Genomic DNA, 25,287 nt, shown 5'->3' on the forward strand with positions numbered 1-25,287 from the left:
GCGGTAGACACCGTCTACCGAGCGCAACACACCCCGCTGACGTACGTCCTCCCCGCGTCCCCGCTGCGCGGCGTCTGGACCGCGCGGCCGCCCACTGAAGCCTCAGGTATCTCTGCCGGGCGGCTTCTTGCCCTCGCTGGGGACGTCGTCCTCGGACGCCGGGGTGGTCCGCATCATCGCGAACACCGGGAAGAACGCCGCACCGAGCGCGATGCCGATCGCGAGATTGTCCAGCGCTATCCCGAGAGCCACGCCGATGCACAGGCCGACCGCGACGCCGGCGCCCCAGTTCCGGCCGGTGGTCGAGGCGGAGTCGTTTCCGCTCTGGTCGTCCGGTCCGGTATGTGCCATGTTCCCAACGTAGAGAGGTGGTCGCAGCGAGTCCTCCCCCCGGAGGCTGATCTTGCGCCGTCCCTCCCCCCGTGGGCTTACTCCGTCCCGTTCGCCAATGAGGTGTCCGATACTGAACCGGAGCCTCGACCCGGCCGGTCCCATCGACCCGATCCAAGAGATTGAGGTGCAAGCTGCATGTCCGATCGAGCAGCCCCCAGTGCAGTGGGCAACCACGAGGCGCCAGAGCCGGCGCGTGCAGATCCGATCGCAGGCGAGCTCGTCACCGAGACCTTCGACTACGACGGCGGGCGGCAGGTCACCGTGTACGTGCCGCCGGACGCGCCGGAAGCCGTCGTGTTCGCCGGCGACGGTCAGCTGATCTCGCAGTGGGGCGGATACCTCGAGGCGGCAGACGTTCCAGCCACCATGATCGTCGCCGCCCACCGGACGGACGACCCTGACGAGATGGCCAGGATTCGTGAGTACTCGCCGTCGTTCGACGAGGAACGGTTCGCGGCCCACGAGCACTTCTTCGTCGAGGAGGTCCGCGACTGGGTGCGGTCTCGCTTCGGCGTCGCCCTGCCGCCCGAACGCACCGCGGTGTGCGGCGTGTCAGCCAGTGCCGAGCTCGCGCTCGCCATGGGGCTTCGGCATCCGGACGTCTACGGTGCGGTCCTCTGCGCCTCGCCGGGCGGCGGCTTCCGTCCGCCCGCCGAGATGCCGAGCCCGCTACCGCGCACGTATCTCGTCGCCGGGACGCTGGAGCCGTGGTTCCTCGAGAACGCGAACCGGTGGGCGGACGCGCTGCTCGACGCCGGCGCGGACGTCGTCATGACCGAGCGGGTCGGTGACCACGGCGACCCGTTCTGGCAGGCCGAGTTCCCGCTGATGGTGGCCTGGGCGTCTCGACGCTGAGCTCAGCCCCGCAGCCGCGCCGCCAGCCCGCTCGCCCGGCGCGCCCGCCGCAGGACGGCCGCGCGCACCGCCTCCGGCGTCCCGACCACCCGCACCCGTCGCCGCGCTCGTGTCACCGCGGTGTAGAACAGCTCGCGCGTGAGCAGCGGCGAGGCCTCGTCCGGCAGCAGCACCGTCACTTCCTCGGCCTGACTCCCCTGGCTCTTGTGCACCGTCATCGCGTGCAGCGTCTCGACGTCGCCCAGGCGGGAGACCGCGAACGACGCGCCACCGTTGATGTGGGCGCGCAGTGCCTCGCCCTCGGCGACCACCACCCCGGTGTCGCCGTTGAACAGGCCCAGGCTGTAGTCGTTCGCGGTGACCAGCACCGGTCGCCCCGCGTACCACTCCGTGCCGACCGCGGCGCCGAGGTAGGCGCCGGAGGCCTCGCCGAGCCGGCGCTCGACCAGCCGGTTCCAGTGCGCCACGCCCCACGGGCCCTCGCGGTGGGCGCACAGCAGCCGGTGCCGCTCGGCCGAGGCGAGCGCCCCGGCGGCGTCGCCCGCCAGCGCCGGGCCGCGGACGTCGAGCGCGTGCCGCGTCAGCTCGTCCTGGAGGCCGGCGAGCCCGGCCGCGTTGTCCGGGTGCACAAATTCCACGGCGCCGTCGCCCGCCGCCAGTGCGGCGAGCACCGCCTCCGGGTCGCCGTCCTGGATCGCGGCGGCGAGCCGTGTGATCGCCGCGCTCTCCGACCGGTGGTCGGTGACCAGGGCCGCCACGACGCCGTCGTCGCGCTCGCCGAGCCCGGCGACGAGGTCGGCGAGGACGGCGCCGGCCTCGACGGACGCGAGCTGGTCGGGGTCGCCCACGAGCACGAGCCGCGCGTCGGGGCGCACCGCCTCCAGCAGCCGGGCCATGAGCGTGAGCGAGACCATGGAGGTCTCGTCGACCACGACGACGTCGTGCGGCAGGCGGTTGGAGCGGTCGTGCCGGAACCGGGTGCTCGATCCGGGCCGCCAGCCCAGCAGCCGGTGCAGCGTGCCCGCCTGGAGCCCGGCGAGCCGGCGCCGGTCGTCGGCGGTGAACGCGGGCCGCCCGGCCTCCGGGAGAGCACCGAGCGAATCGGCCACCGCCTCCTGCATGCGCGCGGCCGCCTTGCCGGTGGGCGCGGCGAGCGCGATGCGCAGGCGGCGTCCGCCGGCGTGCTCGGCCTGCTCCGCGAGCAGCGCGAGCAGGCCGGCCACGGTCGTCGTCTTGCCGCGGCCGGGACCGCCGGTGAGCACGGTCGTCAGACGCCGCGCAGTCGACAGCGCCGCCACGCGCTGCTCGGCGTAGGCGTCGCCGGGGAAGAGCCGCGCCGCGCTGTCCTCGAGCAGGGCGTCATCGACCGCCGGGGCCGGCGCCGCCAGCCGGGCGACGAGGTCGTCGCGCACCTGCCGCTCCTCGCGCCAGTACCGGTCGAGGTAGAGCAGGCCGAGGTCGGCCCGCACCACCGAACGCTCCGCGAGCGCGCTGGCCGCTACCCGGTCGAGCCAGCCGTCGGCGGCAGGCCAGGGCAGGGGCGCCTCTCCGGCGCCATCGTCGAACGCACTGAGGTCCACGCAGACCGACCCCTGCCGCACGGCGCGCACCGCGAGTGCGACGGCGAGGCGCACGGTCTCGTCCTCCTCGCCGACGACGTCGGCCGTGCGGCGCGCGACGTGCACGTCGGCCGCGGTGAGCACACCGGCGTCGTTGAAGGTGCGCAGCAGGCCGGTCGCGCCGAGCGCCCGACGGGCGTCATGGGGGTCGTCGCTGGTCCAGCGCTCGATCGCCGTCGTCATGCGGCCTCCTCCCCTGCGGCTCCGGCTCCGGCGAGCAGGTCTGACAGAGCCACCAGGAGCGCCGCCGGCGGCCGCCACGAGAACACGCCCGCGGGACTGCCGCCGGCGTCGGGGCCGCCACCCGCGTCGGGGGTGTCCGGCCCGGCCATGCCGCGCACGAAAAGGTAGAGCACCCCGCCCAGGTGGGTGTCGGGGTCGTAGCCGGGCAGCCGCCAGCGCAGGTAGCGGTGCAGCACTACGCCGTACAGCAGGGCCTGCAGCGGGTAGTGCGAGTGCAGCATGGCCTCGGCCATGCGGGGCCGCGAGTAGTCGGCGACGGCGGGACCGAGGAAGTTCGTCTTGTAGTCGACGACGACGAACCGCCCCGACGGCAGCCGGAGGACGACGTCGACCGAGCCGGTGAGGTAACCGCGCAGCGCCTGGTTCCCCAGGGCCGGCTGCTCGAGTCGGTCGGCGTAGGCGGCGAGCGGGTCGTCGGCGGGCAGGTGGGCACGCAGCAGCGGGGCGAGGTCGCCCAGCCTGGCCTCGGTGCGGCCGGGACCACCGAGGTCGCCGCCGGTCAGCGGCAGCTCGAACGTCAGCTCGCGGAGCCGGTCCGGCTGGCCGATCTCGCCCAGCGTCAGGCCCCCTGCCAGCGGGCCGAGCGGCGTGCGGTGCAGCGGCAGGAGCCCTTCGGCGAGCATCGCCGGGTCGGCCTGGACGGGCCACCAGCGCAGCTGCTCGGTGACGTGCCCCAGCAGCTCGGCGCGCAGGTCGGCCGCGAACGGGTCGGCGTGCTCCAGCACCGCGTGCACCAGCGATCCGAAGGCGGCGCCCATGGGCAGGTCGGCCATCGGCGACGTCCCCGCGTCGGGCACGGCCTGCTCCTCGACGTCGGTCTCGGGCGCGTCCGGCTCGTCGTCCTTGCCGGCGGCCTCGGGCTCGCTGCCCACTCCCGCGCCCTCTCCAGCACCCACCCCCGCGCCCGCTCCCGCGCCGTGGTCGCCGGCCGCGATGAGCCCGCTGTAGGACGTGCGCCGCCACCCGGTATCGACGGCGCGGTCGAAGGCGCGCGCCTCGAACGGCGCGTGCCCGTCCGCCGCTACGGGGGCGGACGCCTCGGCGGGTACCGCGAGCTCGGCCGCGGGGCCGCCCAGCTCCTCGAGCAGCCGCAGCACGCGCGTGGCGTAGGTATCGTCCTTGACCGGCTGGGTGCCCGGCACCTCTCGCGTGCCGGGGGTGCGGCCGAACAGGAGGCGGTGCAGGCCGCTGGTCGGGGTGCTCGACGTCGGCGCCCACCACGCCACGACCTGCGACTGCGCGCGGGTCAGGGCCACGTAGAGCTTGCGCAGCTCCTCGCCGTCCTCCTCAGCTCGGTGGGCGGCGCCGTGAGCCTCCCAGCGCGCGCCGGAGCCGGAGACGTCGATAGTCCGCACGCCGCGCTCGTCGTGGTAGAGCGCGATCTCGACCGGGCGCGCGTAGTTGTCGTAGCCGAACGGCAGGTACACCACCGGGTACTGCAGGCCCTTGCTGCCGTGCACCGTGACGATCTGCACGGCCGCGGCGTCGGAGTCCAGACGGCGCGGCCGCTCGGCCGTGCCCGTCCGCCGCCGCTCGTCGCGGAACCAGGCCAGCAGAGCGGTCAGGCCGAGCGACTCGGTGACGCTCACCTCGTGCAGCAGCTGCCCCAGGTGGCGGACGTCGGTCAGCAGCCGCTCGCCCTCGGCCTGAGCCAGCACCCGCCCGCTCAGCCCACGCTCCTCGGCGGCCTCCAGGAGAGCGGCCACGCCCCGATGGCGGAGCAGGAGCGCCCAGCCGCGCAGGGCGTCGGCGTCGCGGGCGGTCAGGTCCTCGCCGCCCGCGTCGAGGTCGGCGGCCGTGCGGCCGAGGAACGGCGTGAGCGCCGCGGCGCGCACCAGGCCCGAGCGGTGCGGGGACTCCAGCGCCTCCAGGAGCGTCAGCCACTCGTCGGCGGCGGGCGTCTCGAACACGTCGCCGCCGGGCAGCACGGCCGCGACGCCGCGCTCGGCGAGCGCGTCCTGCACGAGCCGGCCGTGCGTCCGCGCCGAGACGAGGACGGCGACGTCGCCGGGCACCAGCGGGCGCCCGTCCCAGGTCGCGCCCGAGGCGAGCAGCCCCGCGACGTCGGCAGTGAGGTCCGCCGCGACGTGCTCGCGTGCCGGGGCGGCCTTGACGAGGCCCTTGTACTGGGGCAGCCCGTCGCGCAGCACCTGCCGCAGCCGGAACGGCGCCGGGCGCGGCGCGCCGGCCAGCCGGCTGTTCCCGCCCTCGGCCGTCACCGGGTGCACCACGATCTCCTCGTGGCCGAGCGCCGCGTTGCCCAGCAGCACTCCCAGGGTCTCGACCAGCGACGCGTCCGAGCGCCAGTTGCTGCCGAGCGTCGCGCGGGTGGTGGCGCGCCGGGCGGCGTCGAGGTAGGCCACGACGTCGCCGCCGCGGAAGGCGTAGATGGCCTGCTTGGGGTCACCGACCAGCACCATCGCCGCGGCCTCCGCCTGCTCCTGCCCAGCGCCGAAGGCACGCTCGAGCACCTGCCACTGCACGGGGTCGGTGTCCTGGAACTCGTCGACCAGCACCACCTTCCAGCGTTCGCGCATGCGCGCGCCGACGGCGGTACCGCCGTCGGCCGACGCCGGGTCCAGAGCGTCGGCGAGCCGCCCGAGCAGGTCGTCGTACGACAGGATGCCGAGGCGCCGCTTGCGCCGCTCCATCTCGGCGCGCACCTCGCGGGCGAAGGACACGCGCGCCGAGCCGACGGCGTCGTCCGGGTCGGCGTCGGCGAGCGCGGCGCGCGGGTCCTCGACGGCGGCGGTGGCGACCCGGAGGGCGCAGGCCCGGTCGAACGGCGGCGGCTCGGGGGCGTCGCCGTACCGACGCAGGTAGAGGTCGTCGACCACCTCGACGGTGAGCTCGGCCAGGGACTCGACCAGCTCGGCGCCGGGCTCGGTGTCCCCGGCGACGCCGAGCGAGCGCAGCACGAGCTGGCAGAACTGGTGGATCGTCGCGATGGTGGCGTGGTCGAACGAGGCCAGCGAGTCGGCCAGCCGCCGGTGCCGGGCGGCCCGCTCGGCGTCGTCGACGTCGAGCAGCGCCGCGAGGACGGCGTCCACCTGACCGGTGTCGCGGCCCGCCAGGGCGGCGGCGAACGTGCGCTCGGCCCGGAGCAGGGCGCCGCGCACCCGGTCGCGCAGCTCCTGGGTCGCGGCGCGCCCGAAGGTCACCACCAGCATCTGGTCGAGCGGTACGACGCCCTCGGCGACGTACCGGGTCACGAGCGCGCCGATCGCGAAGGTCTTGCCGGTGCCCGCGCTCGCCTCCAGCAGCGCGGTGCCCCGCGGCAGCGGCCCGGCCAGGTCGAAGACACCGTCGAAGACGTCCATCAGTCGCTGAACCTCTCGTTCTCCAGCAGCGGGCTCCAGACGCGCATCGCGAGCGCGCCGAAGCGGGTGGTCTCCCCCGGGTGCTCCTCGCCTGGCCGCGGCTCCTCGCCGGTGGCGGGCAGCGGGGCGCTGGGACCGTGGACGCGCACGTGCTCGGGGTCCGCGCACTCGCCGTCGGAGCCTCCGCCGAACCCCCTCTGACCGGTCCACTTCTGTCCGGCCCGGGACCGCGCGTCGGTGGGGTCGGCGTTGGTCCTGCGCGCCTCGGCGTAGGCCACCGACGCCTTGACCGGCAGCGGCAGCGGTTCGGTGAGCCCGCGGTCGCGCAGCGCGACGAGGTCGCGCAGCAGGTCGACGGCCGTGTGGTCCAGCGGTCCCAGCCGGGACCCCTGCCACGTCTTGCGTGACCGCGGGTTGGTCGGCCGGCCGAGCGTGTAGGCGACCCAGGGGCGGTCGTCGTCGGACGCCGCGAGCGCCAGCAGCCGGATCCACGTCTGCAGGCGCTGCCGTCCGCCGAGCCGGCTGTACGACACCGCGACGAGGCGGTCGCCGTGCACGCCAGGCACCGAGCCGCGCAGGCTGCGTCCGTCGCCCAGGTCGACGTCGACGTCCACGACTCGCGCGGGGCTCGCCCGCAGGCCTGCGGCGGCGTCGGCGAGCGGGCCCACGTCCTCGGCGATGCCGACCAGGGGGCGCCAGCCCAGGCGTCCGGGCGGTAGCTGCCCGCGACGCCACTCCTTCTGGACGGCGTCGGCGATCGCGACGCCGGACAGCACGTCCCGCAGGACCCGCTCCCCCACGGCCCAGCGGCCGAGCCCGTCGAGCTCGACGGGCAGCCCGGCGTCGAGCGGTTCCTCCTCCCAGGGCCGGCCGACGTCGAGGCGCTGGACGAGGAACCCGCGCGCGGGCGAGCGGTAGAACGCGAGCAGGTCGTCGAGCGCGACGACGCCGTCGTCCGCCCCTGCCTGGCCTGGTGGTGCCAACGGCGCCAGCGGTGCGGCCAGGAACGGCCCTGCCGGGGTGCGGAGCCCGATCGCGGCGCGAGCTCCGGCCAGGGCCGCGGGGTCGAACGTGAAGGCCGAGCCGGGCACGAGCGCCCCGGGCTCGACGTTGCGCCGGTCGAAGGGCTGCAGCGGGTGACGGACGGTCACGGCTCGCGACACCGGGCGCCCCTCGGGCGTCCACGCCGTCTCGTCGAGGGCGTCGAGCAGCTCGCCCAGCGGCACGGCGGGGGGCCGTTCCTGGCCCGAGTACTCGTCGGCGCCGCTGTAGGTCACCACGAGGGTCTCGGTGGCGGCGAGGATCGCGTCGAGGAACAGCTGCCGGTCCTCGCTGCGCGGGTCGCGCTCGCCAGTCCTCGGCTCGCGGGCCAGCACGTCGTCGCCGTCGGTGATGCCGACGCGCGGGAACACGCCGTCGTCGAGCCCCAGCAGGGCGATGACGCGGTGCGGCACCGACCGCATCGGCACGAGCGTGGCCACCGTCAGCGTGCCGGTGCGGAAGTTCGACCGGGTAGGGCGGCCCGCCACGCGGTCGGCGAGCAGCGCGCGCACGTCCGGCAGCCGCAGGGACACCGCCGGGTCGGGAGCGTCGGCACGCACGCGGGCCAGCTCGCGCCGCACCTGCGCGAGCTGCCACGCGTCAGTGGTCGAGACCGTGGTGAGCGCCGCGACGCCGTCCTCGAGCGCGGTCAGCCAGTGCTCGAGCGGATGCCCGCCGACGAGCGCGTCGGTGACGTCACGGAGCCGCTCCACGAGCTCGGTCAGCCGGCCGACGAGCTCGACCTGCCCGCTGCCGACGTCGTCCAGCGGCAGGGTGCGCTCGAGCCAGGTGCCCGTGTCGTCCGACATCGCGACGCCCGCCAGCAGCCGGTCCACGCCCTCCTGCCAGGTGCCGGACCCGTAGTCGGCCAGGCCGAAGTCGGCGCGGTGCGCGGCGTCGAACCCCCACCGCACACCGGTCTCGCGCGCCCACTGGGCGAGCTGTTCCAGGTCGTCGTCGCGGAACCCGAAGCGTCGGCGCACGGGCTCGGCGTGGGCCAGGTCCACGACGTCGCCGACGCCCGCCCGGCCGCCGGCGAGGTCGAGCAGGCGCACGACGACGGCGAGCAGCGGGTTGGTCCGGTCCAGCGCCCGGTCGGCGAGGCGCACGCGCAGGCGGTGCGCGGGATGACCGTGCGGCCCGACGACGTCGGCCAGCCCGAACGCGGCGGCGACCAGTGGAGCGTAGGTCTCGATGTCGGGGCACATGACGAGCACGTCGCGCGGCTCGAGCGTCGGGTCGTCGGCGAGCAGGCCGAGCAGCACGTCGCGCAGCACCTCGACCTGCCGGGCCGGGCCGTGGCAGGCGTGCACCTGGACCGAGCGGTCGGCAGGGTCGAGCATCCGCGTCCCGGCATCGCCGACGGCGTCGGCGCGCAGGTCGTGCTGCAGCATCCCCAGCAGGGTCGACGGCGGTTCGTGGGCGTCGCCGGCGGCGACGGCGGCGACGGCGGCGGCCGGCTCGCCCGGGACGGGCTCGTCGCGCAGCTCGATCGCGGACAGGGTGCGCTGCAGCTCGCGGGTGTCCCGGCCGAGCGTGGCGAGCAGGCGGTGTCCGACGCGCTCGTGGGAGCGGTCCGCGGCCCGGTCGACGGGCCCGCCGAGATCCTTGAGCGCCGACCACAGCGGCGCCGAGGGATGTGGCAGCCACAGGTGCACGTCGCGGTGCGCGCCGAGCGCGCCGACCAGCTCGACCTCGCTCGCGGCCAGGCGAGTGTGACCGAAGAGGGACAGGCGCGCGGGCAGGTCGAAGGCGCCGGGCTCGGTGCGCAGCCGCTGGACGACGGCGGCCTGCCGCACGTGCGGCGGTTCGGCATCGACCCGCTCGGCCAGAGCCCGCCAGAGCGGCGGCTGCCACGCGAGATCGGCGGGGACGGCGCGCCCGCACCCGTCGGTGTCGCGGCCCGCGGCCCAGTCCGCGACCAGCGCCGGGCGCTGGGTGGCGTAGCCCGCCAGGAGCCGCGCGAGGCGTCGGGCGACGGAGAGCCGGCGACCGCGCCGCAGGTCGCCCTCCTCCCCCGGCATCCCGTGCCCGAGGTGCTGGGCGAGCAGCGCCGCCCACGGCTCGTCGAGGCTCACGTCGATCGCCGCCAGCAGCGGCCAGGTCAGTGCGTCCGGCGCCCACGGGTCGTCGTCGCGCGTGCCCGTGACCTCGGCGAACAGCGAGCCCGGCGAGCGCAGGTCCACGCCCGCGCACACGCCGTCGTCCCGCCCGGGAGCGGCACCGAGATGATGGCTGAGCCGCTGCGCGAGCCAGCGTTCGACGCCGCGGGCGGGCACCACGACGACCTCGGTCGCGAACGGGTCCTCCAGGGGCGCGGCCAGCAGGTCCCCCAGCGCCCGCGCGAGCAGGTCCGTACGCGGAGCCCGATGCAGGACGACTGCCATCGCGCCAACGTATCGCGCACGGCCGCGAACCACGCTGTCCACGGCGTCGGGCGGGAAGACCAGCTGCCGACTTCCGGTTGTATCAAGTGCCGGGCCATCGGGACTCTTCGACGCCCACTCGTCGCCTGACCGTCCAGCGCTCGGCGAAGGGAGGGGCGCGGTGAAGGGTGATCGTGTCGAGGTCGTCATCGACGCCGGTGGAGCGACCCGAACCTATGAAGTCGAAGCTACCCGTGCCGGTCGACGGGTCGAGGTGACGCAGGGCCGTGGGATCGTCGAGGTCACCGAGGTCACCCGTGGCGGCACGCCGGTTCGAACGGCCCGCTTCATGTCCGCGCGGGTCCTCGCCCTGGTCGAGCACCCCGCGCCCCGACCCGCGCAACCGGACGACGCCAACGTGACACCTTCCGCGCCCGGCTGACCTGCCGGCGCTGCAGGCGCGCTACCTCGGCGTCAGACCGCCTCGAGCAGCGCGGACACCTTCCCGATCTGGCCGTCCGAGCTGAACTCGACGTGCAGGTAGCGCTCGTTCGCCTCGTACCTGACGAAGCTGGGACCGGTACGTTCCGGGACCCCGAAGAAGTCTTCGACATCAGTGCGGGTGGCGGTCGGCGGCAGGCCGTCGATCAAAGCTGCCGGCCTCGGGTACACGCGGTAACCGGGATCTTGCGCGTCAGGCTGCATCCGCACGATGGCTGATGCGAGCACGCCATCCTCGAAGAGCAGGTCCGTGCCGGCCGGCTTGAAGATGAAGTAGGTCGACTTCTCGCTGTCCCAGTCGAACTCCTCGATCTCCATCTCGGGACCGACCAGGGCTATGGCCTCAAGGATGCGACTATCACCCTGCGATAGGCCCAGCACATCCAGCATCACGGCAATCTCACCTGTGACTGTCACCATCAGATCCCTCGTTCCGTGGCCTCGATCGTCATCCCTGCTCGTGAACTCCTCGACTCAGCAGAACACAAGGACGGGTAGGCCGCTGAGCCGCCTACCCGTCCCTTCACCGAAAGCCCGTGGACGCTTACGTCTCGTCGGCGTAGCTCTTGAAGAGCACGTCGCGGTCCATCCACGACTCGTCGAGCAGCTCGCTGCGCACCTCACCCTGGACGATTCCCAGGAGAAGGTCGGTCGTGAGCAGGTCGTACCGCCCCCACAGGTCGCCGTTCCGGTCCGAGACCCGGATCGGGTACGAATCCGCGGCCGCGCCGGGTGAGACCTCCCAGTACAGCGTGAGCCCCGACCCGGTCGAGGCCCAGGGCAGCAGCCTGGAATCATGGTCGAGATCCTCGGGCGGTTCCACGATCTCGTCCTCGAACATGTCCTGGAGCTGCTCGAACTCCAACCCCGACCGCTCCAGATCGACGTGCTTCAGACCGGCGCCGGGCGCCGGGACGAAGAGCCTCAAGAAGCCCAGCCAGAGTCCGCCACCCCCAGCCTCGAGAAGCTCGCGGTAGTCCTGCGGAACGGGCGCACCGATCCGCTGCCCGACCTGTTCCCAGTCGAACGGGCCGGCCGCCGGCGTGAGGCGTGCCATGTCGATCAGCTGCTGAGCACTTGTCATGAGGGTGCATTCCTCGGGGTTGCTGGTCCAGATCCGATCTCTCCGAACCGGGCCGTCGTGCTCACCCTGGGTAGGGGCGGAAGACCTGAGCACGGTCGAGGAATGCCTCGGAGAAGAACTCGCTCCGCACGCTGTTCTGCTGCACCCCTCGCAGAAAGTCCGTTGTCTTCATGTCGAACCGTTCCCAGTCGTCGCCATCGGCGTCCTGGACGTAGATGGGATAGGAATCGGCGGGTGTTCCCTCCTCGACCTGCCAGAAGAGGGTCTCTCCGGCCCCCGTACTGGCCCAGGCGATCAGCCTCGCGCCGGCCGGTAGGTCGGTCGGCGGGTTGGAGAAGCCGTTGTCCCAGAAGATCTGGAGGTCCTCGAACACCCCAGCGGAGTCGAGAAGGTTCCGGTCCTCGTACTGCTCTCCTGGTGCGTAGACCCGGAAGTAGTCGAACCACAGGCCGGCGCCTCCGGCGTCGACGAGCGCCCGGTAGTCCTCGGGAAGCCGCAGCCCCAGAGCCTGTTCGGCCTGCTCCCAGTCGAAGGCTTCACCGGGCGGAACCAGCCCGCCGGCATCTATCAGTTCATCAAGACTTGCCACAGTTACCTCGTCCCGAAGAGAAGTCCGTGTTGGTTGGGTGCGATGTTGCCAGCCTTCATCTCGGCGCTGAGCAAGGGAAGGTTCGTATTCGGCAGCGTGTAGTCCAGCACATAGCCGTTCGATCCCTGCCCGCTGAGATGAATCGAGTGCGGAATCTCTGACGCCCCGTTGTACTGCGGCGTCACCTTGTACAGTACGTCTTCGCCGCCCTCGACCACCTTCCGCACCTCGCCTTCGATCGCGCGCTGCCACGGGTTGTTCGACCTGTTGTACTGCGACACGAAGTTCGCCGCGTGGTCGTTCGGCCCGCCGAGCTGTGCGCCGTGCAGGTGGCCCGCCTGATGGATGGACGGGTCGTAGCCGAGTGGCTTCACGGAAGGGTTGGTCTTGCCCCCGATAGAACTCGGGGTGAGATTGACTTCGATCCCGGAGGGGCGGCCGAGACCGTCCACCTTGTAGCTTCCACCGTTGATCTTGTAGGTGTGGTTCTTCTTCAGAGCATTCGAGTGCACCGCGTTGTGGACGAGTACGGGGGTGTCGCCGGCGTGGACGTAGTAGTTGGTGTGAGTTTCGACGTGGAAGTTGTAGACCGTCTCAGCCTCGGTCTCGTCCCGCTGCTCGGTCTCGATCTCCTCGATCAATGCCGTAGTGCCGTCGGGGGTGACCAGGAGGTCGCCCACCTTGAGGAACGCGGCGTCCACCCAGCCACGGTCCTTGACCATGAACGGGTGCTCTGCGGTGGTGGAGACCAACGCACCAGCGATGGTGAGGTGGAACAGCTCCGTGGTGTGCCGGACGAACGTCTCGGCGACCAGCTGCAGCTCGTCCAGGCCAGTGTCCAGGTTGTGCGCCCAGACCTTGTCGCCGACCCGGATGTCCTCGATCGGACGCGGGCCGTCCGGGGTGTGGATCAGGGTGCCGGCGACGAAGCACTTGCCGAATCCGAACTTGCACCACCCCTTCTTCAACCCCTGCTTGAACGCGCCCTTCGTGATCCCCTTCGCCAACCCTGTCGCGGCCTTCGCCGCGGCACCCAAACCAATGAGCGACAGCGCGGCACCGGCGATGGCGATCCCGGCCTCCGCCCAAGACCGCTCACCGGTCGCGGCCAGAGCGATGTTCGCGACCGCGCTGACTATCGCCGCCACCGCCGCGATGACTATCAACACCCCGGCCAGGGCGGTGCCGACCACGGGGATGAAGGCCACCACGATCGCGAGGATGCCCGCGATGGTGGAGATCATGTCGGCGATGTCCGCGATCGCGGCGACCAGCTTGGAACCCCAGTTGTCCCACCACCCATCGTTCAGGTCATCGGATGAGGTGATCTCCTCGATGCGGTCCACCGCATGGTCCGCGGCACGGTCCCGGTCCGACACGGCGGACTCCACCGTGCCCTTCGCACTCGAGATCGTCCCGGCCGCCTCGTCGGCGTCCCCACCAGCCTGATCGGCCTTCTGCTGGTACTCCTGCTTCTCCGTCTCGTCCTTCGCCGAGTCGGCCAGCTCCTGCCAGCGGTCCTTCGAGCCCGACGCCGACTGCGCTGCGTCCTGCGCATCCCGCGCCCGCTCCAACGCCGCCAGAGTCTCGGACTGCACCCGCTCCAAAGCGCTGGCGTACCCGATCAACGCGTCACCGGCCGCGACGTACCGGGAGTGGGCCTTGCGGATCTCGCCGATGGTGTCTTCCTTGGCCTCCATCAGAGAATCCACAGCCTGCGAGATCGTCCCGTCCACATCCAGTCGACTCATTGCCGAGGCGGCGTTGTCGATCGACCGCGCAACCTCCTGATACTCCTGCCCACCGGACAGGACCAGCACCGGATCACCCGGCGTCGGATCAGAGTCCAACCCGACCGGCGACCAATCAGACGGCCTCGACATCTGCGCACCCTCGCAAACCAGTTATTGGCGGACAAATCTGGGCAAAGGCTAACAGCCGATCACCTTTCCGAAGGCACGATTTGCGCTGCTCAACCGCGGTGAGTCCACGGCCACCGTGTCGACGAAGGCCGCGCAGGCAGGCGCCCCGTCCGCGAGCAGCTATACCCGCACCGACGCGTGGTACGGCCAGAGGTGGTCGAGGATCTGACCCGTTTCACGAAGGCCGACGCCGGGCGGGCCGGGGTCAACGACCCAGCCGCCCGGCGTCGGGCGAGTTTCAGCGTCGGACTCGGCGATCCACGGCAATCCAGTTCGTCTCCCACGTCGTTCCGCCGTCGGCCGAGAACGCCTGCTCTAACCTCGCCTCGTCCTCGCTCGTGCGGACGATGAGGAACCGCACCTTGATCGGACGGCCGCCGAGCTGGTCGTCGCCGTAGAACTCGCCGACGCCGTCGCGGAACCCGCCGTACACCGCCGGGGTGAGCAGACCGTCGCGCATGTTGACGAAGGTCAGGCTCCACCGCTGCGCATGCGGCTCGTACAGTCTCAGGTTGAGCGCGTCGATACGGCCGTTCGGCCCCGACACCTCGAGCTCGACGATGTTGGCCCGCCGATCCACGAGCGGACGCACGGTGCTGGTGCCGGCGAACTGGAGCCACTTGTCCGGGGACTCCGAGAGCGGGTCGGCGAGGACCTGCACAGTGGAGCGCCAGGTACCTATCTCCCAGTTGAAGTCCCGTTGGCCGTCGGCGATCGTCGATGACGCGGGAGACGGTGCGGCGTCGCCCGATACCGCCGTCGCGAGCAGCATGAGGGCGGAAAGGCCTGCGGTCAGGATCCGTCGGTACGGAATGGGGTATGGAATGGTCATGGTCCGACTATTGAGCGGAGCACCACCTTGAACAAGAAGGCACCTGCGGGTAACCCCTCTCGTCCCAATCCGCTGCCGGGCTGCCCGATGGCCGCGGCGTTCACCGCGATCGGCGGGAAATGGAAGCTGACCCTGCTCTACTGGCTCGCCCACGGAGAGTGCCACTTCGCCGGCCTCCGCCGCAGAGGCGCGCCCATCACACCCAAGGTGCTGGCCGAACAGCTACGCGAGCTCGAAGCCGACGGACTCGTCGAACGTGTGGTGACCGGACCGGTCCCGGCGCGCGTCATCTACCGGCTCACTCCGTACGGGGATTCTGTCCTGCCCGTCGTCGAAGGAGTCAGGGTCTGGGGTGAGGCTCACCTGCAGCGCACCGACGGCAAGGCCGCATCGGACACGGCGATGAGCTGCGCCACCCCGATCGCGTAGGCCGTGCGCACGGGTGATGGCTGGCACGCTCCACCGCTCGACCCCTGCGCTCCTCAGTGCTGAGCGAACTGGACCGCCGTCGGCTGTACGACGTCCGCCAGCACGGCGAGCCCGCTGACGGTCAGCCGTTCGCCGTAGATGTCGGTGATCCTGATCGCGCCGCCGCACCCGGCGCCGTCCTCGGAGAGGAAGTAGTTGTAGCCGGTACGGACTAACGGCTTCCAGCCGCCCCCGGCCTCGACCTCCAGCCGCGCGACCGGGTTCCGGTGGTCGATCACCTGGATGCCGCACCACCACTGGCTCGATCCGTCCTTGTACCGGATGGAGATCGTGTCGGACGTACCGGGGCTCACCAGGCTCCAGGTGATCGGGATCCGGCCGAGCATCGGGTCGGCGAGCTCGGCGAATGCCTGCTCGCTGAGGTCGAGCTGCCCGGGTGCGCAGGGCAGGGGGCACAGGTTGGTGATGAGCACTGTGACGGAGTTGCCGTTCGCCGCACGGACGAGCACGTAGTCGCCGCACGCCTTGGAGGTCTCGTAGTCGGTCTCGTTCATCGCCGCGATCATCATGTCGTCGCTCGGGCCGAAGCTGCAGGCGCCGTTGCCGTCCGCGGCCTGGTAGACGGTGGCGTCTCCCTTGTACGTGGTCCCGGGGCGAATCCGGTCTGCGGACTTGGCCGTCGTCGCCGGCGGGGTCGGGGTGGGCGACGGCCGTGCCGCCGGAGCGGAGGCCCTGGCTTTCGGAGTCGGGGTCGCTTTGGGGGTCGGGGTGACCGTGGGGCTGGGGGTCGGGGTGCTCACCCGCCGGGTAGCGGCGGCGGGAGCCGCCGTGGTCGGCGCGCCGTCGGCAGCGGTCCGCACGGTGTCTGCCGCGCCGTCGGAGAGCAACGCCATGGCCGGGTACGCGAGAACTCCCAAGACCACCAGCGCGACCGCGGCACCCCACACGATCCGGTATCTGCGCCAACCCTGCCGCATCGCGTGCCGCGCTGTATTCATGCTTGTCCCCGTTCGGAGGATCGAGTCGGCGGCGCGCGGTTCAGGACCACAGGCCGCGCAAAGGCTACCAACGTTTCGTCGTCGGCCGCGGCTCCCCTACGGCCGACGACGACCGGCCGTTCAGCGTGCCGCGGTCGAACCCAGCAGGCCGACCAGATCCGGCTGCGCGCCGTCGCGGGCAAACACCGGAATGACCTCGATCGGAGTGTCGACGGTGAGCCACTTGCCGCCGTCGTACGTGGTGCCCGACCAGAGATCGGTCCAGGTCGCACCCTCGGGCAGGTACACGCTTCGGCTGGTCGCGTGCGGCTCCACGATCGGCGCGACAAGGAGGTCGGGCCCGAACATGTACTGGTCCGCGAGGTCCCAGCACGTGGCGTCGCCGGGGAACTCGTGGAACATCCCGCGCATGACCGGCTGGCCATCCGTGTGCGCTTCCGTCATGAGCCGGCGCGTGTAGGGACGCAGCGCCTCCCGCATGCGCGTGTAGCCGACGAGGATCTCGTAGACCTCCTCGCCGAAGCTCCAGAGCTCGTTCCCCGCTCCTGAGCGGGCGCGGGGAGAACCGTCAGCGCTCGTGACCTCCTCGTAGGGCTGGCGGTCGCCGTGCATGCGCATGACGGGGCAGAACGTGCCGAACTGGAACCAGCGGACGAGCAGGTCGCGGAAGTCCGGGTCGTTGACGTCACCGTTGTGGAACCCCCCGATGTCGGTGGTGAACCACGGGATCCCCGCGACGCCCATGTGGAGGCCCGCGGTGATCTGCCGGCGCAGGTCCGTGTAGGTCGAGTGGATGTCACCCGACCAGACGAGGGCGCCGTACCGCTGGCTACCTGCCCAGGCACAGCGCAGGAGGTTCACGACCTCGTCCTGGCCCGCCGCCCGCTGGCCCTCGTAGAACATCCGCGCGAACGCCTGCGGGTAGATGTTGCCCACCTGCAGGTTCGCTCCCTGGTGGTAGCGGTAGTTGTCGTAGTCGTAGACGCCGTACTCCGGCTCGGCCTCGTCGAGCCAGAAGAGCTGGATGCCCAGGTCGTGGTAGTTCTGGCGGCAGATCTCCCACACCACCTCGCGGGTGCGCGGGTTCGTGGGGTCGAGGAACATGCTGGGTCCCTGGAAGCCCATCTGCACGTCGAGACCCCGCTCGGTCCGGACGAGGAGGTTCTCCTTCTTCAGGCGTGCGAAGTTCTCCGACTCGACCGAGACCTGAGGCCACACCGAGACCATGAGCTCGATGCCCAGCTCGCGGAGCTCGGCGACCATGGCCGCCGGGTCCGGCCAGAACTCCTCCTCGAAGCGGAAGTCACCCATCTTCGGCCAGTGGAAGAAATCGGCGACGATCACGTCGAGGGGTAGGCCCCGACGCTTGTGCTCGCGTGCCACATCCAGGAGCTGTTCCTGGTTCCAGTAGCGCAGCTTGCACTGCCAGTAGCCGAGGCCGTACTCGGGCATCATCGGTGCGTGCCCGGTCGCGTCCGCGTACGCGGCGCTGATCGCGGCCGGTGAGCTGTTCACGGTGATCCAGTAGTCGAGCTGCTGGGTCGACTCCGCGACCCACTCCGTGCGGTTGGCGGCGAAGGTCGCCTGCCCGATCGCCGGGTTGTGCCAGAGGAAGCCGTAGCCCGCGCTGGACATCACGAACGGCACGCTGGCCTGGGAGTTGCGGTGCGCCAGCTCGAACGTCGATCCCTTGATGTCGAGGATCTCCTGCTGGTACTGCCCCATGCCGTAGAGCTTCTCGCCGGGGACCGGCTCGAACGCGGCGCGCAGCCGGTGGTCGCCGCCGACCAACGGCCGGAGCTCACGAGCCCGCAGCTTGAGGGAACCCCCCTCGTCCAGCTCGCGCAGGACGGTCTTCCCGGCGGCGTCGCGGAACTCGACGGTGCAGCGGAACACCTGATACCCCGCCTGCTCGTCGTAGAAGTCCCTGGCCCTCAGCACCGCCGTGACGTCTCCGTTGGTCAGGGTCGCGACGCTGCCGTCGACCGAGACCGTTACGGGTACCGTCTCGGGCTCGAGCAGGGCGAAGTCCGTGTCGAACACGTCCGAGGCCGGAGCGCTGCGCACGCGGAGCGAGCTGCTGCCCCAGGCCTGGACCTTGAGCGTCTCGCCGTCGCCTCGCCAGGTGACGTGGTCCGGGCCGGTCTCGAATGTGTTCATCGGGTCGAATCTCTTTCGTGTCTGGTTCCCGGCATCTGGTCGCTGGGTCAGCGGCCGGATGCCGGGCTCGGGTGCAGGCGGGAGGGGCGGCCGGTGCCGTCAGTCCTTGACGGCTCCGGCGGTCACGCCTGCGGCGATGTACTTCTGGGCGACGACGAGCAGCGCCGCCGCGGGGATCGAGGCGACCACGGCCGTGGCCATCATCGGACCCCATTCCTGGTTCTGGGCGCCGATGTAGTTGTAGATGCCCATAGTGATCGGGCGCAGCGATCCGCCCTCCCGGTCGAGCGTGGAGGCGAACAGGAAGTCGGACCAGGCCCACAGGAACGCGAAGAGGGCGGCTGTGATCATCGAGTTTCGTGACATCGGCAGGACCACGGACCGGAACGTCCGCCATGCCGACGCGCCGTCGAGCTGTGCGGCCTGCATGAGCTCGCGAGGGATACCGGTCATGAAGGCGGTCACGAGCATGACCGCGAACGGCACCGCGATCGTCGAGTCCGCCAGGATCAGGCCCGGGACGGTGTTGAGGACCCCGATGCGGCTGTAGATGGAGTAGAACCCGAGCGACATGACGACGGCGGGAACCATCTGCGCCACGATGAGCGCGAAGTTGAGCAGCCTGCGTCCGGGTACCGCCAGCTTGGCCAGCGCGAAGGACGCCGGCGCGGCGACCAGCAGGGTGACCAGCACAGTTCCCAGGCCCACCAGGAGGCTCGTGCCCAGGTACGGCAGCTGCTCCCGGACCACTACCGCGTAGTGCTCGGTAGTGAAGTCGAACGGCAGGAGGTCGCCCCGGCGGATGCTCTCGCGCCGCGTGAGCGAGACGTTGACCATCCAGTAGACCGGGAAGAGCATGATCGCGGTCAGCAGGACTGCGACGGCGGTGGTCCACCACGAGCGGTTCATGTCAGTCCTCCTGCTTGCGCTGGACGGCGATGTAGACGAACCCGAACACCAGGGCGGCGAGCAGCAGGATCGTGCCCACGGCCGACGCCTCGGAGTAGCGGATGACCGCCGAGGTCCCCTTGCCGAACGCCATCCCGTACGACCAGGTGGCCAGGGTCTGGGAGCTCCCCGTACCCGAGGTCATGATCCAGATGATGTCGACGACCTTGAGCGTGTAGACGAGGCCGAGCAGCAGCGTGATCAGCGTGACGGGCCGCAGCAGCGGGACGGTGATCCGCCAGAACTGCTGCCACGGTCCGGCGCCGTCGAGCGCGGCGGCCTCGTAGAGGTCGGCCGGGATGTTCTGCAGGCCGGAGTACAGGATCACGAGATTGAACGGCACGCCGAGCCAGATGTTCGCGATCGTGACCGACAGCAGAGCGTTGTCGGCGTTCAGCCACCACACGGGGTCAGCACCGAAGATCCCGAGGAACGCGTTGAGCACGCCGGTGTCGGGGCTCATCATCCACTGCCAGGTCGTTCCGGAGACGATCACCGGCAGGAGCCAGGGAATCAGGAAGAGCCCGCGCAGGGTGGCCGACAGCCGGAACCGGCTGCGGTGGAAGAAGGCGGCGAGCGCCAGGCCGATCGCATACTGGAACACGATGGACGCCGTGGTGAAGATGGCGGTCTGGCGCACCACGCCCCAGAACCGTGGTTGCGCCACCACTTCGGAGTAGATGTCGAACCCGACGAACGGCGCACCGCCGTTGACGAAGCTGAACCGGTCGAAGCGGTGCAGGCTCATCACGACGTTCTGCACCAGCGGGTAGGCGTAGAACAGGACGAGGTAGATCACGAGTGGCGCGACGAACGCGACGGCTGTCCACGTCGTCTTGCGCCGGGAGCGTCGGCCGTCCACGGGCGCGGCGGTGCGCGTGCCCCGTGGCGCGGCCAGCTCGGGAATCGTCAGCAGGCTCATGGAGAACTCACCAGGTCTGGAGTCGGAGGGTTGGGGTGCGCCCGCTGGCGCGGGCGCACCCGTGGACCGTCAGTAGCCGGACGCGTCCTGGAAGGCGGTCTCGACGCCGGGGGCGTCACCCGCGGCGTTGAGTGCGCCCTGCAGCGCCTCGGACAGCGAGGCGGAGACGTTGACGTACTCGGAGCCGAGCTCGGTCGTCCGCCCCTGGGCGCCCTCGATCGGTGCGACCCACGGCTTCCAGAGCGGGTTGGCCGCGACCTGCTCGGCGCGCACGTCGGGCTTCGCGGACAGGTAGCCGAGCGTCTCGTTGGTCGTGAGCGCCGCCTTGCCGTCGGTCAGGCAGGCGATCACGGCCGCCGCGTTCGCGTAGTGGTCGGAGGCGTCGGTCGTCTGGATCGGGGCGACGGCGAACTCACCACCGGTGGGCACGGGGGCGACGCCGCCGTCCTTCGCCGGGATCGGGATGACTCCGGTCTTGAAGTCGGCATCCGCCGCGGCCGAGGCGAACCATGAGCCGTTCTCGGCGAACGCGTAGTCGCCGGTGAGGAACAGGTCCCAGGCCGCCGACTGGTTGTCCGTGGCGGCGGAGCGCGGCGCCCAGTCCTTGCCGATCCAGCCCGACAGCAGCTGCCCGGCGGAGACCGCCTCGGGCGTTCCGATGTCGGAGAGGTCCGCGCCGGATCCCCAGAACCAGGGCAGGAACTGGAAGACACCCTCTTCGCCCGCGATGCCGGAGAAGGTGATGCCCTTGCCCCCGGCCGCGACGGTCTTCTCGATGGCCGCGTCGAGCGAGGCCCAGTCGGTGATCGTCGCCGGGTCGACCCCCGCCTTCTCGAGCAGGTCTGCGTTGTAGTAGAGCCCGAGCGCGTTGGAGCCGAACGGGACGCCGTACTCCACGCCGTCGACGACGCCGGGTCCCATGAGGTTCTTGTCGATGCCGGCCGTGTCGATGCCGGCCTGCTCGGCGGTCGCGAGGAGCTGGGCAGCCGCCGCCTCCGGCATCATCGGGTTGTCCAGGACGACCACGTCAGGTGCCGTGCCCTCCTTGACCGCCGTCGTGAGCTGGTTGAACAGGTCGGTCTGGGGTGCGCTCGTGCGCACGATCTTCGATCCGTCGGGCGCGCACGACTTGACGTGCTCGTCCCACGGCGTCCCCTCCGTGTGCTGGGGGTACGGGTCCCAGAAGGTGATCTCGGCCGTGGTGGAGCCCTCGGACGCGTTGCCGCTGGCGCCCGGCTCCGGCGTCGAACCGCCGCCGGCACATGCCGCCAGGCCGAGACCTGTCGCCAGGGCAATGCTGAGGCCGAGGCCTCGACGCACCCTTGTCGTCGTTGTCATCGCACGTTACCTCTCCGTTGAGACGGACCGTTTCGGTCCTCGTGGTCCGCGGGGCGCCCGGCATTCCTCAGCCGCTGCTGCCCCCGACGGGGCATTCGACGACACCGCGGCCGGTCCGTCGCCGCCCTCAGCGAACCGGTTCGCTGATCATGCCAGCGCGAACGGGAGAGGTCAAGGCGAACCGGTTCGCTGATTCGGGTTCGGCGATGTGACGGCTGGGCCTGAGCACGCCGCGGCATCCGGAAGGGCCGCTCCGGGCCGGGTTGCACCTGGGTCCTGACCGTCAGCAAACCAACCGCATCAGCCTATGCGCGCTCCGTAACTTCACCCGCTAGGCATCCTTGCGTGAGGCGCATCTTTGCCCGTACCGTCGGTCTCGGCTGCAGGACGCAACCAACCGCAAGCTCCGGAAGCCGGAGCCCTACCCACCCCGTTGAAGGAGCGGCTTCTCACCAGAGAAGTCTCTCGGACGTCTGTCGAGGAGACGCTCTTATGTCCGTTCGCACACAGAAGACCGCTCGCCGTTTTGGTTCCGCGATAGTTCTGCCAGGCATGGTCGCCGGGATGCTGGTGCTCGCCGCGCCGGCCACCGCCGCGAGCCCCAGCACCGGGATCTGCAACGGTGTGACCAACCAGCTGGCCCACCGGGGCCTCGTGCAGCCGAACCTGCTCAGTGCCGCGGCGCGCCAGAACGTCGAGCAGATCGCGAAGCTGCAGGCCGAGCGCGCCGCGCTGGTCACCACGCAGAAAGGCCTGACGGCGCAGGTTACCGCTGCGGAGCAGGAGATCGCCGCGCTGGACGCGCAGTACGCCACGCTGGTCGGGGAGATCGACACGGTGACGATGTCGCTGACGAAGCTGAACGCGGACAAGGCGACGCTGACCGCTGCGATCGCGACGGCGAACACCGAGCTGAGCACGCTGCAGGATCAGCGCGCGACGCTGGTCGACCAGATCACCCCGCTGCAGACCCAGCTGACCGCCGCCAAGAGTGAGCTGGCCGACCTGACCGCCCAGAAGGCCGATGTGGTCAGCAGCCTGTCCACCAAGGAGGCCGACCTGGCCTCAGCGAAGACCCGCCTGGAGGACCTGACCGGGAAGGCGACGACGGCGCAGAACGCCGTCAACGCCCAGCTGGGCGCGATCGACGAGGCGACGCAGGAGCTGGCCGGGCTGGTCGCCCAGGGTGACGCGGCGCAGGCCGCGGTGGACGCGGCCGAGAAGAAGGTAGCCGACGCTCGGGCGGCGCTGCCGGCGCTGGAGACGGCCGCCGAGTCCGCTGCCACCGATGCCGCCGCCGCGAGCGCAGCTGTCGTCAAGGCCGAGGAGAACCTGCGCCTGGCCGAGCAGAGCGTGCAGACCCTCACCGTGCAGATCGGCACCATCCAGGCCGAGCTGCCCACGCTGCAGACGCAGATCGCCGGCCTGCAGGGTGACATCACCACCAAGAACGCGCAGATCACCGCGAAGCAGGGGGAGATCGCCGCCGCCACCGCGACGCCGACCACAGACACGACCGCACTGCAGGCCCAGCTCGCGGCCCTTGAGGCCGAGCTCGCGGCGCTGAAGGGCGCGGTGCCCAAGAAGAGGGCCGAGCTGCAGGCCCAGATCGACACGCTGAAGGGACAGATCGCCGCCGCAGAGCAGCAGGCCGCGACCAAGACCGCGCTGATCAGCGCCCTGAACGGTGACCTGACCGCGCTGCAGGGTCAGCTGGCCACTCTGACCTCGCAGCTGTCGGCCAAGCAGCAGGAGAGCAGCAACCTCCAGCAGCAGCTCGCGGGCCTCCAGACCAGCCTGGCCGGTGCGAACGGACAGGTGGCCAGCGCCACCGGGGCGCTGGCCGACGCCAAGGCCGCCCGGACCGCCGCGAACACCGCCCTGGACGACGCCAATGCCGCGGTGACCGCGAAGGAGGCGGAGATCGCCGAGCTCGAGGCGTCCCTGCCAGGGCTGACCGATGACCTGGCTGCCGCGAAGGCGGAGATCGCCACCAAGAAGGGTGAGCTGACGGCCCTCGAGGACGCCCTGCCGGGCCTCCAGGACACCCTGACCGCGGCAAACACCGCGGTCACCACGCAGACCGACGAGGTGACCAAGCTGGACGGTGAGGTCGCCACCCTGGTCTCGACCCTGGACACGGTGAACACCGCGATCACCGCGGCGGAGAACAGCATCCTGTCCCTGCAGAACCAGCTCACCCCGCTCCAGTCTTCGCTGAACACGCTCAACCAGCAGATCAGCGAGAGGGAGGCCGCGCTGACCACAGCCAAGGCCGACCTGTCCGCGCTCGACGCCAAGATCGTCACCCAGTCCGCGACCCTGCGGGCCCTGGAGAGCGCCAAGAAGCCCAACCGCGACGCCGTCGCCACCCAGAAGACCGTCGTCGCAGGTCTCCAGGCCCAGTACGCCGCCGTCCTCGACCGCATCGCCGTCATCGACGGGACGATCGGCCTCGGCGGCTGCCTCGCCTGACCCGGGCACCGAAGGGGCCCCGCCCGGCCGATCGGCCGGGCGGGGCCCCTCCTACCTGCGACGGAGGGTGCGGGCGCGCTGCGGTGCTGGGCGTCGCCGTTTCTGCAGCCGACCCTCTACGCGAGAGTTGCGACGCTCCCGCGCTCGATGAGCCGGGGAGCGACCAGCCGCGCTTCCGCCGGGGCGTCCGGGGAAGCGATCCGGCGCACGAGCATCTCGACGGCGGCATGCGCGACGACGTCCGGGCCGGACTCGACCGAGGTGAAGGGCAGGGCGTAGAGCCTGGCGAGCTCGGCGGAGTGCAGGGAGACGACGCTGCGGTCCCCGGGGACGTCGAGACCCGTGTCATGGAGTGCGAACTGGAGCATCGCGGAGGCCGCGTCGTTGTGCACGATCAGGGCTCTCGGCCCGTCCGCCCGTCCCAGCTCGTCCCGGAGGGTCGCCCGCACCTGTTCGGGAACCACCGAGCACGAGAGCGGTTCGAGCCGCATGCCGCGCTTGGCGGCCCGTTGGACGGCCGCGCTCGCAAACCTGATCGCGTAGGTGCTGCCCGCGGCGTACAGGTCGTCGGGCCACCGGACGAAGGTCGCCTCGCGGTGGCCGCGGTCCGCGAGATGGTCGACCAGGAGGCGGGCCGCGGCGGCGAAGTCGAGGTCGACCGAGTCGATCCCCCGCGCGTCCTCGGGCATCCCCACGAGGACCGCCGGATATCCCGACTCGGCGATGGGCTCCAGTCGGAGGTCCCCTTCGACGACGCTGAGCAGGACGAGCCCGTCGACCTGACGGCCCGCGATGGCCTTGCGGACCGCCGCCTCTCCGTCCGGCTCGGTGAGGAGCAAGACGGCATACCCGCTCTCGCGCGCCGCGTCCGCGAGCGCCACGAGGTAGGTGGCCAGTGCCGGGCTGAACTCCGCCTCGTGGAACCGCACCACTACGCCGAGCGTCATGGTCCGCGCGGTCGCCAGGGCGCGGGCGCCGGCGTTCACCGAGTAGCCCAGCTTGGTGATCGCCGCCTCGATCCTCGCGCGCGTCTCCGGGGAGACGAACTTGCGCCCGGTCAGAACCGAGGAGACCGTGCTGCGCGACACCGCGGCCTCGCGGGCCACATCACCGATCGTCGCCAAATGAGTGCCCCTTTCCCGCGGGGTGATCTCACCCCGTCCAGCGAGCGTACCGGTTCGTCATGCCTACCTCGTGCGGGGCGGGCGCCGGGGGGGAGCCGGCGGCGCCCCCCGGGCGGCCCCCGCCCCCC

At 71.3% G+C, this 25,287-nt stretch carries 19 protein-coding genes; 4 read left to right on the top strand and 15 right to left on the bottom strand.

Going from position 1 to position 25,287, the window contains the following annotated elements; translation table 11 throughout:
- Positions 1–102: 102 nt before the first annotated feature.
- Entirely contained in the window at positions 103–351 is a 249-nt protein-coding gene (locus ACFT2C_RS25390; protein WP_377209871.1) for a hypothetical protein, read from the bottom strand.
- A 177-nt stretch (positions 352–528) separates the two neighbouring features.
- Here ACFT2C_RS25390 and ACFT2C_RS25395 point away from each other — a divergent pair, with 177 nt between their 5' ends.
- On the top strand, positions 529–1,248 hold the full coding sequence (locus ACFT2C_RS25395; protein WP_377209872.1) for an alpha/beta hydrolase: 720 nt from the start codon (positions 529–531) through the stop codon (positions 1,246–1,248).
- A gap of 2 nt (positions 1,249–1,250) precedes the next feature.
- On the opposite strand, the gene recD is transcribed toward ACFT2C_RS25395, so the two are convergent.
- From recD to recC, 3 genes are read right to left on the bottom strand one after another with little or no spacing between them, the layout of a single operon-like run.
- The gene (recD, locus tag ACFT2C_RS25400; protein ID WP_377209873.1) at positions 1,251–3,050 is read right to left on the bottom strand and encodes an exodeoxyribonuclease V subunit alpha; all 1,800 of its coding nucleotides are present in this window, start codon (positions 3,048–3,050) and stop codon (positions 1,251–1,253) included.
- The gene (locus tag ACFT2C_RS25405; protein WP_377209874.1) at positions 3,047–6,430 is read right to left on the bottom strand and encodes a UvrD-helicase domain-containing protein; all 3,384 of its coding nucleotides are present in this window, start codon (positions 6,428–6,430) and stop codon (positions 3,047–3,049) included. Before ACFT2C_RS25405 ends, recD begins: the two co-directional genes overlap by 4 nt.
- Positions 6,430–9,858, bottom strand: coding sequence for an exodeoxyribonuclease V subunit gamma (gene recC, locus ACFT2C_RS25410; RefSeq protein ID WP_377209875.1), 3,429 nt, complete (start codon positions 9,856–9,858; stop codon positions 6,430–6,432). The genes ACFT2C_RS25405 and recC overlap by 1 nt, the downstream gene beginning before the upstream one ends.
- A gap of 253 nt (positions 9,859–10,111) precedes the next feature.
- Here recC and ACFT2C_RS25415 point away from each other — a divergent pair, with 253 nt between their 5' ends.
- Entirely contained in the window at positions 10,112–10,279 is a 168-nt protein-coding gene (locus tag ACFT2C_RS25415) for a hypothetical protein (protein ID WP_377209876.1), read from the top strand.
- Between the two features lie 32 nt (positions 10,280–10,311).
- Here ACFT2C_RS25415 and ACFT2C_RS25420 read toward each other — a convergent pair whose 3' ends face one another.
- The 5 genes from ACFT2C_RS25420 to ACFT2C_RS25440 all read right to left on the bottom strand — a co-directional run bounded on the left by ACFT2C_RS25420 (position 10,312) and on the right by ACFT2C_RS25440 (position 14,765).
- A complete protein-coding gene (locus ACFT2C_RS25420) occupies positions 10,312–10,758 on the bottom strand; it encodes a hypothetical protein (RefSeq protein WP_377209877.1) in 447 nt (148 codons plus the stop codon).
- A 124-nt stretch (positions 10,759–10,882) separates the two neighbouring features.
- Positions 10,883–11,422, bottom strand: coding sequence for a hypothetical protein (locus tag ACFT2C_RS25425; RefSeq protein WP_377209878.1), 540 nt, complete (start codon positions 11,420–11,422; stop codon positions 10,883–10,885).
- Positions 11,423–11,483: 61 nt separating this feature from the next.
- Positions 11,484–12,011, bottom strand: a complete 528-nt coding sequence (locus tag ACFT2C_RS25430) for an SMI1/KNR4 family protein (RefSeq protein ID WP_377209879.1) — start codon at positions 12,009–12,011, stop codon at positions 11,484–11,486.
- A 2-nt stretch (positions 12,012–12,013) separates the two neighbouring features.
- Positions 12,014–13,894, bottom strand: a complete 1,881-nt coding sequence (locus tag ACFT2C_RS25435) for a polymorphic toxin-type HINT domain-containing protein (protein WP_377209880.1) — start codon at positions 13,892–13,894, stop codon at positions 12,014–12,016.
- A 277-nt stretch (positions 13,895–14,171) separates the two neighbouring features.
- Positions 14,172–14,765: a hypothetical protein gene (locus ACFT2C_RS25440; protein WP_377209881.1), complete on the bottom strand. Its 594-nt coding sequence runs from the start codon at positions 14,763–14,765 to the stop codon at positions 14,172–14,174.
- Positions 14,766–14,792: 27 nt separating this feature from the next.
- Here ACFT2C_RS25440 and ACFT2C_RS25445 point away from each other — a divergent pair, with 27 nt between their 5' ends.
- On the top strand, positions 14,793–15,194 hold the full coding sequence (locus ACFT2C_RS25445; RefSeq protein WP_377209882.1) for a winged helix-turn-helix transcriptional regulator: 402 nt from the start codon (positions 14,793–14,795) through the stop codon (positions 15,192–15,194).
- Positions 15,195–15,247: 53 nt separating this feature from the next.
- Here ACFT2C_RS25445 and ACFT2C_RS25450 read toward each other — a convergent pair whose 3' ends face one another.
- From ACFT2C_RS25450 to ACFT2C_RS25470, 5 genes are all read right to left on the bottom strand, one after another.
- Positions 15,248–16,192: an expansin EXLX1 family cellulose-binding protein gene (locus ACFT2C_RS25450; protein WP_377209883.1), complete on the bottom strand. Its 945-nt coding sequence runs from the start codon at positions 16,190–16,192 to the stop codon at positions 15,248–15,250.
- Positions 16,193–16,312: 120 nt separating this feature from the next.
- On the bottom strand, positions 16,313–18,352 hold the full coding sequence (locus tag ACFT2C_RS25455) for a TIM-barrel domain-containing protein (protein WP_377209884.1): 2,040 nt from the start codon (positions 18,350–18,352) through the stop codon (positions 16,313–16,315).
- A gap of 99 nt (positions 18,353–18,451) precedes the next feature.
- Positions 18,452–19,261: a carbohydrate ABC transporter permease gene (locus ACFT2C_RS25460; protein ID WP_377209885.1), complete on the bottom strand. Its 810-nt coding sequence runs from the start codon at positions 19,259–19,261 to the stop codon at positions 18,452–18,454.
- 1 nt (position 19,262) lies between these two features.
- Positions 19,263–20,222 (bottom strand): carbohydrate ABC transporter permease, encoded by a 960-nt coding sequence (locus tag ACFT2C_RS25465; protein WP_377209886.1) that lies wholly within the window; start codon positions 20,220–20,222, stop codon positions 19,263–19,265.
- A gap of 69 nt (positions 20,223–20,291) precedes the next feature.
- Complete coding sequence (locus tag ACFT2C_RS25470; RefSeq protein ID WP_377209887.1) at positions 20,292–21,560, bottom strand: ABC transporter substrate-binding protein; 1,269 nt, start codon at positions 21,558–21,560, stop codon at positions 20,292–20,294.
- 492 nt (positions 21,561–22,052) lie between these two features.
- Here ACFT2C_RS25470 and ACFT2C_RS25475 point away from each other — a divergent pair, with 492 nt between their 5' ends.
- On the top strand, positions 22,053–24,035 hold the full coding sequence (locus ACFT2C_RS25475) for a chromosome segregation ATPase (protein ID WP_377209888.1): 1,983 nt from the start codon (positions 22,053–22,055) through the stop codon (positions 24,033–24,035).
- A 116-nt stretch (positions 24,036–24,151) separates the two neighbouring features.
- Here ACFT2C_RS25475 and ACFT2C_RS25480 read toward each other — a convergent pair whose 3' ends face one another.
- Complete coding sequence (locus ACFT2C_RS25480; protein ID WP_377209889.1) at positions 24,152–25,159, bottom strand: LacI family DNA-binding transcriptional regulator; 1,008 nt, start codon at positions 25,157–25,159, stop codon at positions 24,152–24,154.
- Positions 25,160–25,287 lie beyond the last annotated feature (128 nt).

Origin of the sequence: Promicromonospora sp. NPDC057138 (assembly GCF_042670845.1) — a bacterium.
In the GTDB taxonomy this organism is placed as follows: Bacteria; Actinomycetota; Actinomycetes; order Actinomycetales; family Cellulomonadaceae; genus Promicromonospora.